The following is a 17,398-nucleotide window of genomic DNA, read 5'->3' as shown; positions in this document are numbered from 1 at the left end:
TTCGTTAGGTTTTTTGTGGGCACGTATCGAGGAACCTTCCCGTATGATTCCTTTGGTTCCGCAGCAGGCGTGAGCTACATCTTATCCATGTGGCCGGCCTGCTGAATCAAAATGATGGCTCTGTCAGCGGTGTAAGAGATGTCGATCCAGCTCGTCCGCGTCCCGCGCCCGGGCCGCAGTGGCCTGGGTAATGACGCACGCTCGCCGCAAGTGCAGCAGAGGAAATGCCCGCCCTCAACGTTGCCTCCAAGACGGATGTTCCAGCTGTCGGCTTCTCGCTGTGACCGGAACTCTTCGACCCCCTGAGACGATAGAATATTGAGGAACGATTATCATTGGCATCCAGGCCGGTCGCATATGGATCTGGCACTGCAGGGAAAGCGTCTCATGCGAGAGCCTTCCGAATGCGCAGCGCCGACGGATCGGCCCATGACGCCCGACGCAAACTCATGCTCTAAGATAATCCGACCGGGGTGAGGTCGCTGGAAAGTTCAGACGCCGCGGCGATATTTCGCTAGTTTCTTAAGCGTCGTCAGTTCGCGGAACCATTCTCGCAGCGGCTTGGCGGGCATTCCGCCCCAGCGCTCGCCTGCCGGTACGTCTCTCATGAGCCGCGATGCTGCCGCAACTTGAGCGCCGTGGCCGATGTGGAGGTGACCCGCGATGGCGCTATGGCCGCCCACCGCAACGCAATCCTCCAGCACAGTCGAGCCCGCGATCCCGACCTGGGCAGTGATGATGCAATGTCGCCCAATCCGAACATTATGCGCAATCTGAACGAGGTTATCGATCTTAGTCCCGTCCCCGATGACGGTGTTGCCGCCGCTGCCACGATCAACAGTGCTGTTGGCGCCAACCTCGACGTCGTTTCCAATAGTGACACGGCCGATTTGCGGTACCTTCACAGGTCCTGAAGCGCTCATCGCGAAGCCGAAGCCATCCTGGCCTATGCGGGCTCCGGCATGAACGATCGATCGATCGCCCATATTGCAATGCGCGATTGTGACACTGGGGCCGATAGAGCAGTCCCAGCCGATCACCACGTCTGGACCCAGCACCGAATGCGCACCGATAGTGGTGCCGGCCCCGATAAATACCCGCTCTCCGACAACAACCCCCGGATCGAACAAGACGCCGGCTCCGACCTGAGCCGATGGATGAACAAAACATCTCTCAGTGATATTGGTACTGCCGATGAGCGGCGCAGCGCGCAACGCCTCGGGGTGCAGGCGCGCAAGGATTCTGGCAAAAACCAATCGGGGTTCCCGCACAGTTATGGGAACCGTACCCGACGGGACTATCTCGGCGAAGCGCTCTGTGACAAGGCAGGCTCCGGCCTTGGTGATCCGCAGGGCGTCAGTATAACGGGCATGATCAATGTAGGCGATATGCCACGACTGTGCCGCCTCAAGGCTGGCCCCACTTTGCAAAACCATGTCTGGATCGGCGGATGCCGGCAAAGGCACTCCGGCCTCTTGTGCGAGTTCGGCTAATGCTAGTCCAGCTGGCTGAGGAATCGGTGACACGGTCAGGCTCGGTTCATGGGAGGATTGGGCATAGGGTTTGCCATCGTGCGTCGGTCGGCCTGCCCGGGGCGGGGGGAGCAGGCCGACCGACTTACCGCGGGTCCGCATGCGGACGACGCAGTCCATAAAGCCGGATACCCGGCTACGAGTGTTGCGCGATACAATTCTGCTCTACTGGCTTTGCGGCCGTACCGGCTTGTCGGTCCACGAAGGCGGCAAACCCACTGGGATGGGTGGTGCGCGTGTCCCGGGGACCGTGACGCGGCACCCGGCCACGCTGTCCGAGCGAATGGCTGGCGGCCTTCCGTGCAAACGCGAGGCAATCGGCCACAGTCGCGCCGCGCGACCCGCGTAATGCTGATGCTTCTGCGGTCGTCCTGTCGAGCGGATCAGGACCATGAACTGGTCCCGATGGCCGAGACGCCACTCCACGCCTCGCTTGGTACGCCTTTTTTCGATTTTGGCCAGGGGAAGTACGCGGCATTGTCACCCGCACGCGATCTCTGGCATGCTCAAGTCAGCGCCCGGTTGGTTTGAGGCGATATCGATGCGTCCCCTACCCTCGGATCGACGATGGCTTGGGTTCTCCCGCACGAACCCGCGACACCTGGTATTTTCTTCTCCGTGCGGGCGACCTCGGCCTTGACGCCAGACCGCGAACGGCTGAGCCATCACGCTCCTCCGGTCGCGTCTGGACGCCGGGCGATCCGGTAAACCTGGGCAGGCGGGGCATTGGTGAAAACCCACTCGGTGAAAGCCGCCTCGAGGCCGACCCGGTCAAGGACGCAGTCAGGCACCGGGCAACGCCAGCCATAGGTGAATTGAAAGAAGGCGCCTTCCGGGCGAAGAATGCGGAAAGCGCCGTACAGAATGGCGAACACACGCCAAGCCGGCATCGTGAGAAGCGGAAGGCTGCTGATCACCGTTCCTATCTTCTCGCCATTGAAGGGATCGCATCGGCGTAGCTCCGTCGCATCAACGTTCAGCAAGGCGGCAGCCGGAAACTGGCGACGCAGCATGGGGGCAAAGGAGACGGCGTTTTCTATCAGCGCTATACGCTCCTGCGGCACGCCGCGCAGGATCAGCTGCCTGGTGAAGACACCGGTCCCGGGGCCGAGCTCGACAACCGGAGACTGCGAGGAACTGATCTCGCGCGTCATTGCCACCGCCAGGGCTCGCCTGGAAGGCACGGGCAAGGCGGTCCGAAAAGGATGCGACATCCACGTTCGCAAGAGAGTAGTTGGGTTCGACATTGCAAAGCTCCGCATTGACGACAGAGAACATTGATTCACCCGCAAGCCCTGCCGGGAGACGCCAGCCGCGGATTCTGAAGGGATGAGGTGTTGCTGACCGCAAAGCGTCGGCGCCCCGACGGTTGCCAATGGCTTGTTGTGCCGCCAGTTTGCCGACGGGGCCGGCGAACGGCACGGAACTCCTAGAATCTATAGCCCACCATGAGCATCCCGGAAGGCTGCGCGGCTTTCCGGACGATGGGGCTGTCCTTCGCGTCGCCTGTGAGGAAGCCCACCCCTGCCTGGCCGCGGACAAACCAGTTCTGCGATGCCATATAGGTCACCGAAGCTTCGATATCGAAGCGCTTAAGCCCTGCACCCGCATCATACTGCTGCAACCCCGATCTTGCAGACTGCAGAGCAGTCACTCCAAAATAGCTTTGCATGTGGTTTTTGTCAGCGAAGGTCGCCGACGCGCCCGCAGAGAGAATAAACGCATTGTAGTGATGGGAAACGTTTGCACCGATTTGACCAATCAGGCCGTCGCTGCCGCCGAACGTCTTGTCGACAGACGCATAAAATTCCATCGGCCCCACTTCGTATGAGAACTGCGCTCCGACGACACCGCCGCCGTCAATATCACCGAGGCCTTTCAGGTGCTTGGAGTCCTTTTCCTTTCGCCCTCCGCCAATGTCATAGCCGCCCTTCACCAAGACCTTGAAACCGTTGGTTTCCAGCACATCGATGCTCAGGCCGCCTGGATCAATGGTAAGACGACCAATGGTTGCGGAGATCATCGGTAGCGGGACGAGTTCGAACTCGTCGGATCCTTCGTATTTTGGCGCGTACATAGCTCCGGCGGCAAGCATCACGTTCCAGTCGGCAAGCTTCTGGCGTATAGGGCCGTACCGTCTCTCGTCGACAGCATCCGCAGAGGGCGCTGTTGCAGCCGCCTCATTCTCGAACGGTTCAGCTGCGCCTGCTTGGAACGGGAAAAAAGCGACTGCTGAGAGGCTCGTGGCGACAACAGCATGCCGTGAACGGGTTGAGAGAGACATTTTGGCTGACATGCGAATCGGCTCCTAGGGATGGTGGAGGAATTCAAAGACGGCAAAAGGGAAGCCCGACGCAGTCGTACCCCCAGCGTGCGCACTATCTCGGACTACGAGGTTGCTTTGGGTTTTGTGATGTTAAGAAATGTTGCGGCGCAACACGCCTGGCGGGTATGGCGGGGCAACAAACGCGCGGCCTTCGCTCAGATCATGCATATCAGAAGCGAGGCCAAAACTGTGCGTTAGACCAGTTGACTCAGCAACTGCGCTACTCCGGCAATCAGCCCCAACACCAATAGCAACAGCGAGGTATTCACCGACCACTTGATAACTAGGTACAAGGGTCGGTTCGTCGACTTCAGCGCCTTGGTGCCTGTCAGCAACGGCGCGAGCCCCGCAAAGATCCTGTTGGCCAAGCCGCGACGATCTTCCGGCGTGTTGGGCACCACGGTGGCACGCGTCAGGCCTTCGTAAAAGAAATTGAACACCTCCCCGAGCGGGTTCAAAGGCCTTTTGACATCACACATGAGGATGAGGCGGTCGCTTTCGGTATCGTTGCGCACGAAGTGTAGATAGGTCTCATCGAACATGATGACCTCGCCGTCGCGCCAGCTCAGGTTGCGGCCATCCACATTGATGAAGCAGGCGTCGGAGTTCGGAGTGGCGAGACCGAGATGGTAGCGCAACGACACAGCGATCGGATCGGCATGCCGGGTCAGTTGGGCTCCTTTGGGAAGATAGGCAAACATCGCACCATGCACGCTCGGGACGCTCCGCAGTATCTTGACGGTCGTGGGGCACAGGCGTCTCGCGGAATGATGCTCATACCCGTACCACTTGATATAGAAGCGGCTCCAACCGTACTTGAAGAACGTCCGGAAGCCTACGTCGTAGGTCCCTGCGGTGCCCGGCCGTTTGGTGGAGTCGAAGTAGTTTTGGCGCAGCAGTTCGAGGCCTTCGTGGCGAATGGTGTGCCAGTTCTGCCGCAGCACCGCGAGATCCGGGAAATCGGCCGGGTCGAGAACAGCCTTCGATCCGCGCTGCTGCGTCGTCATGTACAACGCACAATTCAGCGGCGAGAAAATTGGCCATCCTTTGCGGATGTACTCCGACAGGCTTTCGTAACGGGCTCTACCCCGGAAACGATAGACATACACGATGCTCGCGGCCACAAGCGCGACCATGACGACAAGAATTAGCATGCGATTTGACCTGAATACGCCGGTTGCCGCGATGTTGATCGATGATCCCGTTGCGCTGACCCAAGTCAGCCACTTCAAGATGTTTTCATCCGAAGCGCGCGCTCACACGCTCCGGATGGCGGCATTAGTTCAGATTTGTTATTGCCTTGGATTTTGTATTATTAAGAGTTGTTATCCTAACGGCGCCCTCGCCTTCGGTGCCCCACATCTCTTGACAGTTGGTCGTGATGAATGCCGGCAAGCACCCGGCTGGAGCAGCCAAGCCCAGGCTCTCCCTTGACGGGATTAAGTCCTCGATGAGTGCGGGCGTGGTTGCCTTGCCCCGTTTGACCAACCACTGTCGCCTGAGGTGTCGCACTCCCCGCGCCACAGGTGCCCGCTCCGCTCGGTGGGCGGCTAGCCGGCAACGAGTTCGCCCGGGATTCCCGGGCTTCAAACGCGCCGTCGGCCAGCGCGTTAGCTAGAACGAACGTCTCGCAGCAATTGCGACTTCGTCGACAAGGCCTCGTCCCAGCAAGTCGATGGGAACACTGCCCTCAAGATACGGTGAAGGGTGAACGAGCCATGACCAGGCGGACCTTGGCTCCTTTGCCAGCGCCAACACCTCAGGGATTCCGCCTTACCCGATTACTGATAGCGCGCCGATACGCAATACGGCCTAATGCAACAAGCAATTCGCGGCGATCGATTTGGAAGAAGGCGGCCGGACCGCTAGGGTCAGAATGCGCGAACCCTATCGATCTCATGATCATCTCGGCTGAGGACGGCTTGCCGCTCAGGGCAGTGGCGGCCACGATGACCGGCAACAAAACTTCACCAACTGCCTTGGTTTCGTCCTGCTTTTGACATCGCAACGGTCAGGGCCGCGACTCCGTCGAGACAAGACAAGCGCGGACGCCCTCATGGCCAAGGATGATGATTTAAAGCTGGCAGACATCCTGAAAGACCCGCTCATCAGACAGATGATGCGTGCGGACCGGGTGTCCGTCAGAGCGATGAAGAAACTGCTTCAGGATGTGGCGCGGTCCCACCCGCTTGCTGGGAAGGATCAGCCATCCAGGTCCAGGAGACGCTCTCCACCGTGATACAGTTTTGAACGCCGCTCCCGCCATCCGCGCCCCAGGGTCTCGCTCTGTCGCCGACTATCTGCCTTTGACGAGCGCCTGCCTCGCGGAAGCCTGCTTCTGCACATCCTCGGCCTTGCTGCTGCTGAGCGCAACAACGCGCGTCAGCGGCAATGATATCGTCGCGCGCAGCCCATGCGGCGATATGTTCTCGAGGGACAAAGAACCACCGTGGCTCTTTGCGATCTCGTCTGCGATCGAAAGGCCCAGTCCGAAACCGCTGTTGGTATTCGAGGATCGAGCCTGGTCTGCCTTGAAAAATGGCTCCAGAGCCTTCTCGTGGAGGCCCTCTGCAAGGCCGGGGCCATCGTCCTGCACAACAATGGACACCCTGTCTGACGGGAAATTGGAGAGCTGGACATGCACGATCTTGCCGAATCTGACGGCATTTTCCACGATGTTGGTAACAGCGCGCGACAACCCTTTCTGCTTGCATGAATAGACGAATCGCTCAGGGCCGACATACATCACCGTATGTCCAAGGTCGGAGAATCCGGCAACGATCGTCTTCATCAGAGCTGCGATATCAACCTTTCGAAGAGGCTCGTCGCGGGCCGTACTGCTGAGGTACTGAAGGCTCTCCTCGATCATCGCCGTCAATGTGGCAATGTCACCCAGCATCGCTTGTTTGGACGGCATTTCCTTTGATCGCTCCACGCGCATTCTCAGCCGCGTCAGCGGCGTTCTCAAGTCGTGGCTCACGGCGGTCAGCATCCGCGTGCGGTCGTCGACCATCTTGCGAATTCGACCTCGCATATCGTTGAGCGCCATTGCCAGGGTGCGAAGTTCCTTGGCGCCTGCGACCGCGAACAATTGCTCCTCGTTACCGTCGAGCCGCAGGCTCTTTGCCGCTTCGGCAAAGCGCACGAGCGGCGATGTGATCACGCCGCCTATGTAGAGGACCAGCAGAAGCATCGGCAGGATCAGAATCAGTATCTTTGCAACGAGTTCGACAATTGTGCCGAAGAACGTTGGATAGGTGTCGGCGTCCGCGAAACGGATCAAGAGCCCACGCTGCGCGTCGACGCGCACTGCCAGGGCGTTGTGTTCCGCGTCCTGGGGAAGAACCGTGGCCGAAAAATCAGCAGGCAGCGCGACGCGAAGCTTGTCGGCGATGACTTGCATATCGTCTTCATCGCTGCGGGCGACGATGACATCGCGCCACGGCAGAATCCTCATTTCCAACCCGACGGGAGCGGTCGCCGGCAGCAGTTTCTCGGCGCCCGCATCATCCGTGTTCCTAAGCTGCTCCACGATCAATTCGATCTGTGCGCGTCTGACGGTAACTGCCTGCTGGGCTGGGCCATTCTGGAAGATGTAGGGCTCCGGCATCAGCGCGATGACGCTAAGCAGCACTGCCGGAATGGGAATCGCGGCGAGCACGACGAATTGAAGGCGAATGGGCGCCCGTCTGAACCGGCCGATCATGAGGCCACCGCGACCTCTGGCGTGAAGATATAACCGCCCAGTCGCACCGTCTTGATGAAAATTGGTTCCTTATAGTTGGGTTCTATCTTTTGCCGGATACGACTGACATGCACATCGATGCTGCGCTCGACAGGTCCGGCGGCGCCAGCGTGGGTGCGGGCGAGTATGTCTTGCCGGTTCATGACCTGTCGAGGATTCTCGCAGAACACAAGCAGTACATCGAATTCCGCTGTCGTGAGCGGCACATGGACACCGTCCATGTCAGTCAGTTCGCGCGTGACAGGGTCGATGCGCCAGCCCGCGAACGTCATAGGGTCCTGGCCTGGCTTGACCTGGCTTGAATAGGACGATCGACGCAACAGCGCCTTTATTCTCGCCAGAAGTTCCCTGGAACTGAACGGCTTTGTGACATAGTCGTCAGCACCCATTTCCAGTCCAACGACCCTGTCCACCTCTTTCGTGAGCGCGGTTAGCATGAGGATAGGTGTGGTGTCGGATGCCCTGATCCTTCTGCAAATGCTGAAACCATCCTCTCCCGGCAGCATGCCGTCCAGGACGATCAGGTTGAACTCCCTCTTTTTCAGGACGCGGTCCATCTCGACGGCCGATCCGACCGTCTCGGCGGCATAACCTGCATCCTTCATCAACTCGATCAGCATCGTCGCTATGTCCCGATCATCCTCGACGACTAGGATACGGGTTGAAGGTGGACTGGGGACGCTGCACCCGACGTTATCCATAGGCCTGGCCATCTTCTTGCCCTTTCGCTTTCCGAATAACCGCCCAACATCATGGCTGTCAGCAACAATTGTGTTTAATTTTGTTGCTGCGCCGCTCCCGCGAGACCCACCGCATCTGCTTCCACGAAAGCAAACCTTTGCAACGCGGCGCCGATGACCCTGGGGGCCGCGGCTTAGCAACTCTTAACAATACATAATCCACGGCAATGACAAATCGGGGTTAGTGCCGCCAGACGCGATCATCAAGCGATCGCGAAGTATGCCGACGCGCGTGGAGACCTTGATGGTTCCTGCCTGCAACGGCCCAGACAAGGCGGTAGACATGCATCGACTGGTGGCTATCGTCACGATGGCCTTTCTTGCTGGCGGGTTCACGCCGCACCGCACCACTCACCGATTGCACGCGGTGACAAAGCCAGCCCGTCGCGGGACTGTCGGCACGGGCGGCATCGCGGCATGCCTGATCGTCTCAGGCTGCACGACCGTCGCCAGCGTACAGGAGCCCGATGTCAAAATAGCAAAGGCGTGGCATGCGACCTTGCCGCATGGCGGCCGGACCGGCGATCTCATGTCCTGGTGGGCGACATTTGCCGATCGATCCCTGACGGCCCTCATTGCGTCGGCGCAGGCGCAAAGTCCCACTCTCGAGTCCGCTGCAGCGGAGATCGAAAGGGCTCGCGCCATGCTGGCGTCAACGCAGGCCGGCCTTTTTCCCGCGATAGGCGGCTCGGGTTCGCTGACGCGCGCGGGGACGGGCGGCAACAAAGCCAACCAGATTGCTGCCGAAACGACGACCAGTGGCGTCCTCGACGCCTCCTGGGAGATCGATCTGTTCGGCAAGACGCGCCAGAGAGGCGAAGCCGCGCGGCTGCGGATGCACGAGCGGGCCGCCGATTGGCACGAAGCGCGCGTCTCGCTCGCGGCGGAGGTGGCGGACTACTATGTGCAGTACCGCGCCTGCCGGCAGCTGGAGCAGATCTATGCCACGGAACTCGCTTCGCAGCGCGAGACGATCCGGGCGATGGAAACGGCCGCAACCTCCGGCCTCATGTCGAGCGCCGACCTTGCTCTGGGTCGGGCGAGCGCTGCAGCCTCGGCCTCGGCACGGACCGCCCAACGTGCGGAATGTGAGGTTCTCGTCAAATCCCTCGCCCGCCTGACCGGCGGTGACGAACCCCGCGTCCGAGAAATTCTGGCAAGGGGCAAGCAAGCCTTACCCGCGCCGGCGAACCTCAAACTGTCCGCAGTGCCTGCCGAAGCCCTGCGCCAGCGCCCCGACATCGACGCCCTCGAACTCGAGGTTGCGGCATCGCTCGCCGAGATCGGCGCGGCGGAAGCCGATCTCTATCCGAGCCTCAGCCTCGGCGGCTCGGTGACGATCAGCAGCTCGTCGCTGACGGGAACGTCTCTTCCCTGGTCCTTCGGCCCGGCCATCTCGATCCCGCTCTTCGACGGCGGCTCGCGCCGGGCGGCAGTGGGCAGCGCGGCGGCCGCATACAAAATCGCGGTGGCCACCTACAAAGCAGGCGTGCTGGACGCGGTCGCCGACGTCGAGACCGCGCTGGTGCGGATCGACAGTTCGCGGCGGCGCATTGGCGACGCAAGAATCGCGGCGCGCAACTACCGCGCCTATTTCAAAGCCGTGGATTCAAACTGGCGGGCCGGTGGCGCAAGCCTCCTCGACCGTGAGGATGCCCGGCGCTCGGCGCAGTCGGCGGAGGTCTCGCTCATCGAGATCCGTCGCGATTCCGTGCGCTACTGGATCGCCCTCTACAAGGCACTCGGTGGCGGCTGGGATGCGAGCGCCCCCTTTCCCAAAGACCTGCCGCGAAAGACGAAGGAAAACCTTCTCTGATGCGATGCTCCCAGCTTCTTTGCGCGGCTATTATCGGCGGGAAGCTTGTTCTCGACACGCAAGCCGCTCCGGCGCAGCAGAACGAGGCGGTCGCGCTGACCGTTGTCGCGGCAAAGCCCGTGGAACGCCAATGGCCCGAAACTGTACCGGCCAGCGGCTGGCTCAGACCATGGCATGAGGCGGTGATCGCCGCGGAAATCGGCGGCCTGCGTGTAACAGACGTCCTTGTCGACGTCGGATCTGTTGTCTCGAAGGGCCAGCCCCTAGCCCGGCTTGCCGATGAGACGGTCCGCGCCGAGTTGCGCAAGGAAGAGGCTCTTCTGGCAAGTGCCAAGGCAGACCTTGCGAAGGCCAGGGCAAACGCCGACCGGGCACGCAAGGTTCAGGGGAGCGGCGCGCTTTCCGACGAGAAAATAACCGAATATCTCATCGCCGAGCAGACGGCGGTCGCGGCGGTCGATTCCGCCCAGGCCTCGCTGGAAAGCCAGAGGATCAAGCTCGCTCAGGCGACCATTCGGGCCCCGGACGACGGACTGATCACCTCCCGCTCGGCACAGCTTGGCGCTGTCGTCTCTTCCGGCACGGAGCTGTTTCGTCTCGTGCGCCAGCAGCGCGTCGAGTGGCAAGCCGAAATTTCCGCACGCTATCTGCCCCTCATCAAGGCAGGCCTGATCGCCACGATCGTCGGCCCCGGCGAGCGGCGCATGCAAGGGACCGTTCGGCTTGTAGCACCAACGGTCAGCACCGATACCGGCCGGGCGCTCGCCTATGTGGCGCTGCCTGCGCAGGCGCACCCGCCCATCGGCCTCTACGTCACCGGCGAGATCGAGCTCGCGGCCACGGCGGCGCTGACCGTGCCAGAAACGGCGCTCATCATGCGGGACGGCATCGCCTACGTCTTCACCGTGGGTTCGGACAAACGCGCATTACGCGTGCGTGTGGAAACCGGACGCCGCAATGGCAGCGAAGTCGAAATCCTCTCAGGCCTTGATCCGTGGGCCGACGTGGTGGCGGCGGGCGGCACTTTCCTTTCGGATAGGGCGCTTGTCCGGGTGGAGGAGGACGCACGATGAACTTTTCCGCCTGGTCGATCCGCAATCCGGTCCCCGCCATCCTCCTGTTCATCCTGCTCACCGTCGGCGGTCTGCTCGCCTTCGATCGCCTGGGAGTGCAGAACTTTCCCGACATGGTTCTGCCGACGGTCCAGATCAACGCGGCGCTTGAAGGTGCCGCGCCGGCTCAGCTCGAAACCGAAGTCGCGCGCAAGATCGAGGACAAGCTCGCTTCGCTGAGCCTCTTGGACCACGTCACGACCACGATCATCGACGGCGCGGTCAGCATCAACGTGTCATTCAAGCTGGAGAAGGACGGCGAGGCAGCGCTCAACGAAGTGCGCAATGCCGTCGACAGTATGAGCGGCGACCTGCCTGCCCAGATGCAGACGCCAAGCGTGACGAAATCGACGGTGCAAGGTTCGCCCCTCATTACTTATGCCGTGCGCTCCATCCGTCTCAACGAGACGGAACTTTCGTGGTTCGTCGACAACCACATGACGAAAGCTCTGCTTGCCCTGTCCGGCGTCGGCGAGGTCAGCCGGATCGGCGGCATCGATCGCGAAATTCATATCGATCTTGATCCTCGTCTGATGAGCTCGCTTGGCCTTAGCGCGGCAACCGTTTCCGCGCGGCTCAAATCGGTGCAGTCGGATTCTTCGGGCGGCCGAGCCGAAATCGGCGGCAGCAAGCAAGCTATCCGCACACTCGGCGCGGTTTCTTCGGTAGAGGCGTTGAGGGCGCTCGCGATCCCGCTTCCCAGCGGCGCGCTGATGCGCCTCGACGAGATCGCCACGGTTACGGACAGCTTCGCTGACCGCTCATCCATCGCCTATCTCGACCGGACGCCGGTCATCGCCGTGCAGGTCAAGCGCTCGAACGGCTTTTCAGATACCGGTGTCGCGGCAGCGATCCAGAAAGCCATGCAGACTTTCGCTGCTGCCAATCCCGACGTCGAGATTATCCCGGCCTACAGCACGACCGGGCCGATCATCGAGAACTATGACGGCTCCATGCACATGCTCTACGAGGGCGCGATCCTCGCGATTGTGGTGGTCTGGCTTTTCCTGCGTGACTGGAGGGCGACTTTCCTCTCGGCGGTGGCGCTTCCCCTATCGGTTATCCCGACCTTCCTTGTGATGTACCTGGCGGATTTCAGCCTTAACACCGTGACGCTGCTTGCGATCTCGCTCGTGGTCGGCATCCTCATCGACGATGCGATCGTCGAGATCGAGAATATCGCGCGCCACTTGCAGATGGGCAAACCGCCGAAGCAGGCCGCGCTTGAGGCCGCTGACGAGATCGGCCTTGCGGTCATCGCCACGACGCTGACGCTCGTCGCGGTCTTCCTGCCGACAGCCTTCATGAGCGGCATACCGGGCCTGATCTTCCGTCAGTTCGGCGTGACGGCGGCGGTCGCAGTTCTCGCCTCATTGGTTGTCGCGCGCCTGCTGACGCCGATGATGGCGGCCTACCTGATGAAAGCCCATCCGGTCGAAACAAGGGATGGCCGCATTATGCGCGCCTACATGGCCGTCGTCGAAGCGTGCCTACATCATCGCAAAGTGACGGTCGCCTGCGTCTGCCTGTTCCTTGGTCTCTCGCTTTCGACGATCCCGTTCCTCAGTTCCGGCTTCCTGCCCGCATCGGACGATGCGCAGACAGGGGTCACTCTGACGCTGCAACCCGGCAGCACGACCGAGCAGACGGACGCGATTACCAAACGGGCCATTGATATTGTTTCCCGACTGCCAGACGTGACGCGGGTGTTCTCCGCCGTCGGAAGCGCCTCTTCGGACGATCTGACCGAGTCCACCACGACCGCCGACACCGCGATCGCCTCACTCGTTGTGGACCTGAAGAAGATCGGTGAACGCACCCGCACGCAGACGGAGATCGAAAGCGATATCCGGCAAGCCTTGGCCGTTTTGCCAGGTGTCAGGCTCGCCGTGGGCACCGGCGGCAGCGGCAATACATTGCAAATCACACTCGCCAGCGACGATTCCGGTGCGCTCGATCAGGCGGCCGCCGCGCTCGAGGAACAACTGCGCACCCTCAAGGGCACGGGCGCGGTGACCTCCAGTGCCTCCCTGGAGGCGCCGGAAATCCAGATCGTCCCGAACCTCGACCCTGCGGCCGCCCTTGGTGTTACAGCGGAAGCGATTTCCGAAGCGGTCCGCGTAGCGACGAACGGCGACTATTCCTCCTCACTTGCAAAGCTGAACCTGCCGCAACGCCAGCTTTCCATCCGCGTCCGGTTTGATCCCAGCAACCGGACGGCCTTCGACAACATCGCCAATCTTCGCGTCGCCGGCGCCAGGGGCAGCGTCGATCTCGGCTCGGTCGCCGAGATCGGCATCGGCGGCAGCCCGTCGGAGATCAGCCGCATCGACCGTTCAAGAAACGTCACGCTGTCAGTCGAACTCAACGGGCGCATCCTCGGCGATGTCTATAGCGAGGCAAAGGCTTTGCCCGCCCTTCGGGCCCTTCCGGAAGGCGTCAAACTTGTCGAGCAGGGCGAATTGGAGCGCAGTTCCGAACTCTTCGACAACTTTGCCATTGCCATGGCTATCGGGGTCTTCTGCATCTATGCCGTGCTGGTTCTTCTCTTCCATGACTTCCTTCAGCCGCTGACGATCCTGATGGCGCTGCCGCTGTCCCTCGGCGGCGCGCTCCTGCCGTTGGTGCTGACCGGTACGAGCTTTTCCATGCCGGTGGTGATCGGGCTGCTCATGCTCATGGGCGTGGTGACGAAGAATTCGATCCTGCTGGTTGAATACGCGATCATCTCACGCCGCGCAGGCCTCTCTAGGTTCGACGCCCTCGTCGACGCCTGCCATAAGCGCGCCCGCCCGATCGTCATGACAACGATCGCGATGGGCTGCGGCATGCTGCCCGTGGCCCTCAGCCTCAGCGGCGGCGACCCCAGTTTCCGTCAACCGATGGCAATTGTCGTCATCGGTGGCCTGATGACCTCTACCGTGCTTAGCCTCGTCGCCATTCCCGTCATCTTCACCTTTGTCGATGATTTTCTCGAGCTTCTCAAACGACTTTTCGGCGAGAGACAGCCGAAACCTTCACCAGCTTCCGCATCTGAAGACAGGGGACGATTCGAGGCGCAGCTTCAGGCGGAACCACCCCGGGAGGCCCCTCCCCCAGGCTCCGGCCTCCGTGAACCAGTTGCGGCATCGAGCTGGACTGTCTCGCCGACCGACGGACGTTCTCTTCCCGCGGTCAAACAGCAAGCACGTGGGGATTGAAACCGATGATCCACCGCACTCCAGCCGGGGTGGCGAACCGTCGCGCTTTCAGCCTGTTCGGAAACGGCAGGCGCGCATCGGGATCGGCGCTTTCCGCGAAGGGCCGGCCGGCCCCCAGATCCATTCTCGTCATTCAGACAAAGTACATTGGCGATATGGTCCTGACATCGGTGCTGGTGCGCAATCTGCGTCTCGCCTACCCAGATGCCAAAATAGCGATGCTCTGCACGCCCAACCTTCGGGATTTCGTCATCAGCCAGAACATCGCCGATGAGGCAATCGCGTTCGATCGCCGCGACAAAGGAAAGAGCCTCTTCCAGCGGCTGGCGGAGTACCTCAGCGTGGTTTTGGATCTCCGCCAACGGTTTGACCTTACTATCGATCTGAGTGACTCCAAAACATCCCGGATAGTGCACCGATCGGTCGGCGCGCCGATGCGGGTTGGCTTCGACCCAACCGATAGACCGATGAAATTCTGGGAGAGCCAGCCGGCAAATGTCTTTGCCGCACACTATGGCCAGGGCGGCTCCCACTACGTCTACCGACACCTTTCTCCCATGCAGGCGCTCGGCCTTGACGCCGCCGATGTCACACCGAGGCTTGCGCCGACACCAGACGCTCAATGGGAAAGCACAACAATTCTGGCGGGAAGAGGTCTGAGCAGAAATGCCTATTCGCGGTGCATGCAAGCGCGCGCGATAATGGAGGCGATGGGGCATTCCTCGATGACGGTGACGGATGATTACGTACGCGAGGCTAACAAGAAACGAATTGCCGTCGACATCGCAAGAGCGATCAACTAGCGGGAGGAAAAGCGGGACCGGATGAGCGGCGGGGGGCGCGTCGTGCGATGACCAAGGCAATCTTGGCTCGAGTTTCCAGGGCGTGGACAAAGCGTGGGCAGGTGTGGGCAAAGCCGTATTTTTCTCAATAAAATCAAAGGTTATGCTGGGCCCGGAGGATGTTTGGAAAAGAAAGTAAATCAAATGGTTAGGGATCAGTGGGATCGCGAAGCATTCAAATCTGTTCCAATGTTTTTCGATGTTTTTGTCCCACCCACGCGCTGCATTTCACCCAATGAACGCCTCGCTCATAAACGCGCGGTGACAAGAAGGATCGTGACGGTGTTTCAGTCTCACATTGGAAGGTCGCGGTAGCGCCATTGACGACGCGCTGCGACGAGCAAGGAGCGTCTCGATTAGGCCGACAGCGGACTGGCAGCTTCGGGCCTCGGATCCTTAATAGCGGACCTTTAGGTCGGTGCAAGTTTCGTCCTGACGTGACCCGCTCCGGAACGTCGTATCGATTCGTCGGAGGGGCTGCAATAAGTGGGATAGCGGACTTGCAGGCAGGTAACCGCGAGGTCCTTGGTACCCGTGAAGGATGCGTAATGCGGTCAGGCTGCTTGCCGTCCCATTTGCGGTCGCCGCCTGAGGCGGAAGACGCCTTTTGACGCACCACCAACCTCCAACGGGGTTGATCCGGACCCGGTGCCGCGACATGTTTGGTGTGAGATCGGAGCAGCGTTTGCACCGTTAGCCGCGTTACGGCCAGGGCATGGCTGGGGCGACCGCGGGGATCGCATCTCGCGAAGCGTTTCGATAGATTATTTCCCTCGGCATCGCCAGTTCATCATCCCGCCCCGTCCGAGTTCGGCCATCAAGTTCAGGACACCCTTCACCAATTCCGGATCGAGGGCACTGGTGACTTCGTCGAACAGCATAACCTCGGGTTCGAGGGCTAGGGCGCGCGCGATGGCCACCCGCTGCTGCTGTCCGCCCGAAAGATTTGCCGGCCGATGGTCTTTGCGCTCCAAGAGTCCGACTTCATGCAGCCTCGCTAAGGCCGCGCGCTCAGCCAGCTGGCGCGACATGCCTTTTACCTTGCGCAGCGCCAGGGTGATGTTGGCGAGCGCACTGCGGTCGGGGAACAAGTTGAACTGCTGGAAAAACATGCCGAGCCGCCGCCGGAGCTGGTCAGGGGTCTGCTTGTAGATGCTTTCGCCATCGAGCCGGATGTCTCCGGCTCGACACTCGACGAGGCGGTTGAGGCAACGCAGCAAGGTCGACTTGCCCGAGAAGGCGAAAGTTCGATCCTCGCGCCGCTTGCCAAAATCGCCGCACGCGACGCTGAACGGCACCTGCAAGCCGCCTGAAGTTTCAGGGACGCTTGCGACGGCGCTCTCGGCTGATCGATGAGCATCGGCGCCGGCAAGGCGACCCCTGTAGCAGGCGGCGGTTTGTGTGAGCCAATCATGAAGGCCTACCGCCAGGAAGCGCTGGTGCCTGAGCGCGCAAGTCGGACTTGAAATATGAAGGCGCGCGGCGCACGATGGGGCAGACATGCACCGAGAGGGAGACAGGGGGGAGGGCTGGAGCGTAGCAGCGCTTGGAGGAAGCCATGAACGTCAAAGCGATTCTCGAGGACAAGGGTCGAGCCGTCGAGACGATCGGCCCGAACGAGACGCTCGCCGTGGCGATCAACAGGCTCGCCGAGCACAGGATCGGCGCACTGGTCGTTACCAATGGCGATCGCAAGGTGGTCGGCATCGTGTCCGAACGCGATATCGTCTGCGCCATGGATAAGCATGGGGCTGCGGCCCTGCAGCAGAGTGTCCGTCACGCAATGACCGCCAAGGTCAACCTCTGCACCGAGAACCACACGATCAACCAGGTCATGGAGATCATGACCACAGGCCGCTTCCGCCACCTGCCCGTGGTGAAGAACGGCCAACTCGACGGCATCGTCTCGATCGGCGACGTGGTGAAGAAGCGAATCGAGGAGGTCGAGCGCGAGGCCGAAGAGATTATTCACTACATCTGGGCGGGGTAAGCTCGCCGAAGGCCCACCGCCCCGGGCGCGACGTCCTTTTTCAGGGTTTCTGATCCCGTGCCGAACCTCCTTCGGCAGCCTGAATCACGGATAAG

Annotated in this window: 10 protein-coding genes and 3 pseudogenes; 6 read left to right on the top strand and 7 right to left on the bottom strand. The window is 61.0% G+C overall.

The genetic code is table 11. The annotated features are described in order from the left end of the window. Nucleotides 1-491: 491 nt before the first annotated feature. The 6 genes from lpxD to EN807_RS12940 form a co-directional block, all read right to left on the bottom strand. Nucleotides 492-1,532: a UDP-3-O-(3-hydroxymyristoyl)glucosamine N-acyltransferase gene (gene lpxD, locus EN807_RS12965; RefSeq protein WP_065011415.1), complete on the bottom strand. Its 1,041-nt coding sequence runs from the start codon at nucleotides 1,530-1,532 to the stop codon at nucleotides 492-494. 665 nt (nucleotides 1,533-2,197) lie between these two features. After that, nucleotides 2,198-2,686 carry an SAM-dependent methyltransferase gene (locus EN807_RS12960; RefSeq protein WP_245477511.1) on the bottom strand — a complete coding sequence of 163 codons (489 nt, stop codon included), beginning with the start codon at nucleotides 2,684-2,686 and terminating at the stop codon, nucleotides 2,198-2,200. 275 nt (nucleotides 2,687-2,961) lie between these two features. Then, complete coding sequence (locus tag EN807_RS12955) at nucleotides 2,962-3,828, bottom strand: MipA/OmpV family protein (protein WP_164783766.1); 867 nt, start codon at nucleotides 3,826-3,828, stop codon at nucleotides 2,962-2,964. A 224-nt stretch (nucleotides 3,829-4,052) separates the two neighbouring features. Next, nucleotides 4,053-5,090 (bottom strand): aspartyl/asparaginyl beta-hydroxylase domain-containing protein, encoded by a 1,038-nt coding sequence (locus EN807_RS12950; RefSeq protein WP_210239977.1) that lies wholly within the window; start codon nucleotides 5,088-5,090, stop codon nucleotides 4,053-4,055. Nucleotides 5,091-6,154: 1,064 nt separating this feature from the next. Beyond that, nucleotides 6,155-7,564: an ATP-binding protein gene (locus EN807_RS12945; RefSeq protein WP_135935173.1), complete on the bottom strand. Its 1,410-nt coding sequence runs from the start codon at nucleotides 7,562-7,564 to the stop codon at nucleotides 6,155-6,157. Continuing rightward, nucleotides 7,561-8,316 carry a response regulator transcription factor gene (locus tag EN807_RS12940; RefSeq protein ID WP_065011412.1) on the bottom strand — a complete coding sequence of 252 codons (756 nt, stop codon included), beginning with the start codon at nucleotides 8,314-8,316 and terminating at the stop codon, nucleotides 7,561-7,563. Before EN807_RS12940 ends, EN807_RS12945 begins: the two co-directional genes overlap by 4 nt. A 394-nt stretch (nucleotides 8,317-8,710) precedes the next feature. On the opposite strand from EN807_RS12940, the gene EN807_RS12935 reads away from it, so the two are divergent. From EN807_RS12935 to EN807_RS36495, 4 genes and pseudogenes are all read left to right on the top strand, one after another. Continuing rightward, the gene (locus EN807_RS12935) at nucleotides 8,711-10,159 is read left to right on the top strand and encodes an efflux transporter outer membrane subunit (protein ID WP_246684147.1); all 1,449 of its coding nucleotides are present in this window, start codon (nucleotides 8,711-8,713) and stop codon (nucleotides 10,157-10,159) included. Further along, the gene (locus tag EN807_RS12930) at nucleotides 10,159-11,232 is read left to right on the top strand and encodes an efflux RND transporter periplasmic adaptor subunit (protein WP_135935172.1); all 1,074 of its coding nucleotides are present in this window, start codon (nucleotides 10,159-10,161) and stop codon (nucleotides 11,230-11,232) included. Before EN807_RS12935 ends, EN807_RS12930 begins: the two co-directional genes overlap by 1 nt. Further along, a pseudogene (locus tag EN807_RS12925) lies at nucleotides 11,229-14,264 on the top strand (efflux RND transporter permease subunit); the annotation flags it as partial. The gene EN807_RS12930 and the pseudogene EN807_RS12925, both read left to right, overlap by 4 nt. Before the next feature lie 212 nt (nucleotides 14,265-14,476). Next, on the top strand, nucleotides 14,477-15,274 hold the full coding sequence (locus EN807_RS36495) for a hypothetical protein (protein WP_246684073.1): 798 nt from the start codon (nucleotides 14,477-14,479) through the stop codon (nucleotides 15,272-15,274). 830 nt (nucleotides 15,275-16,104) lie between these two features. Here the strand turns inward: EN807_RS36495 and EN807_RS12915 are convergent. Then, nucleotides 16,105-16,548: pseudogene (locus EN807_RS12915) on the bottom strand (ATP-binding cassette domain-containing protein); the annotation flags it as partial. Nucleotides 16,549-16,643: 95 nt separating this feature from the next. Here EN807_RS12915 and EN807_RS36490 point away from each other — a divergent pair. Both EN807_RS36490 and EN807_RS12910 read left to right on the top strand, forming a co-directional pair. Beyond that, a pseudogene (locus EN807_RS36490) lies at nucleotides 16,644-16,752 on the top strand (DUF2161 family putative PD-(D/E)XK-type phosphodiesterase); the annotation flags it as partial. A gap of 119 nt (nucleotides 16,753-16,871) precedes the next feature. After that, the gene (locus EN807_RS12910; protein ID WP_127316761.1) at nucleotides 16,872-17,303 is read left to right on the top strand and encodes a CBS domain-containing protein; all 432 of its coding nucleotides are present in this window, start codon (nucleotides 16,872-16,874) and stop codon (nucleotides 17,301-17,303) included. The last annotated feature ends 95 nt before the right edge of the window (nucleotides 17,304-17,398 follow it).

The sequence above is a fragment of the Mesorhizobium sp. M5C.F.Ca.ET.164.01.1.1 genome, from assembly GCF_004792125.1.
GTDB classification, from domain to species: Bacteria; Pseudomonadota; Alphaproteobacteria; order Rhizobiales; family Rhizobiaceae; genus Mesorhizobium; species Mesorhizobium wenxiniae.
Note: the sequence above shows the minus strand (reverse complement) of the source record. Positions and strands in the feature narration are given on the sequence as shown.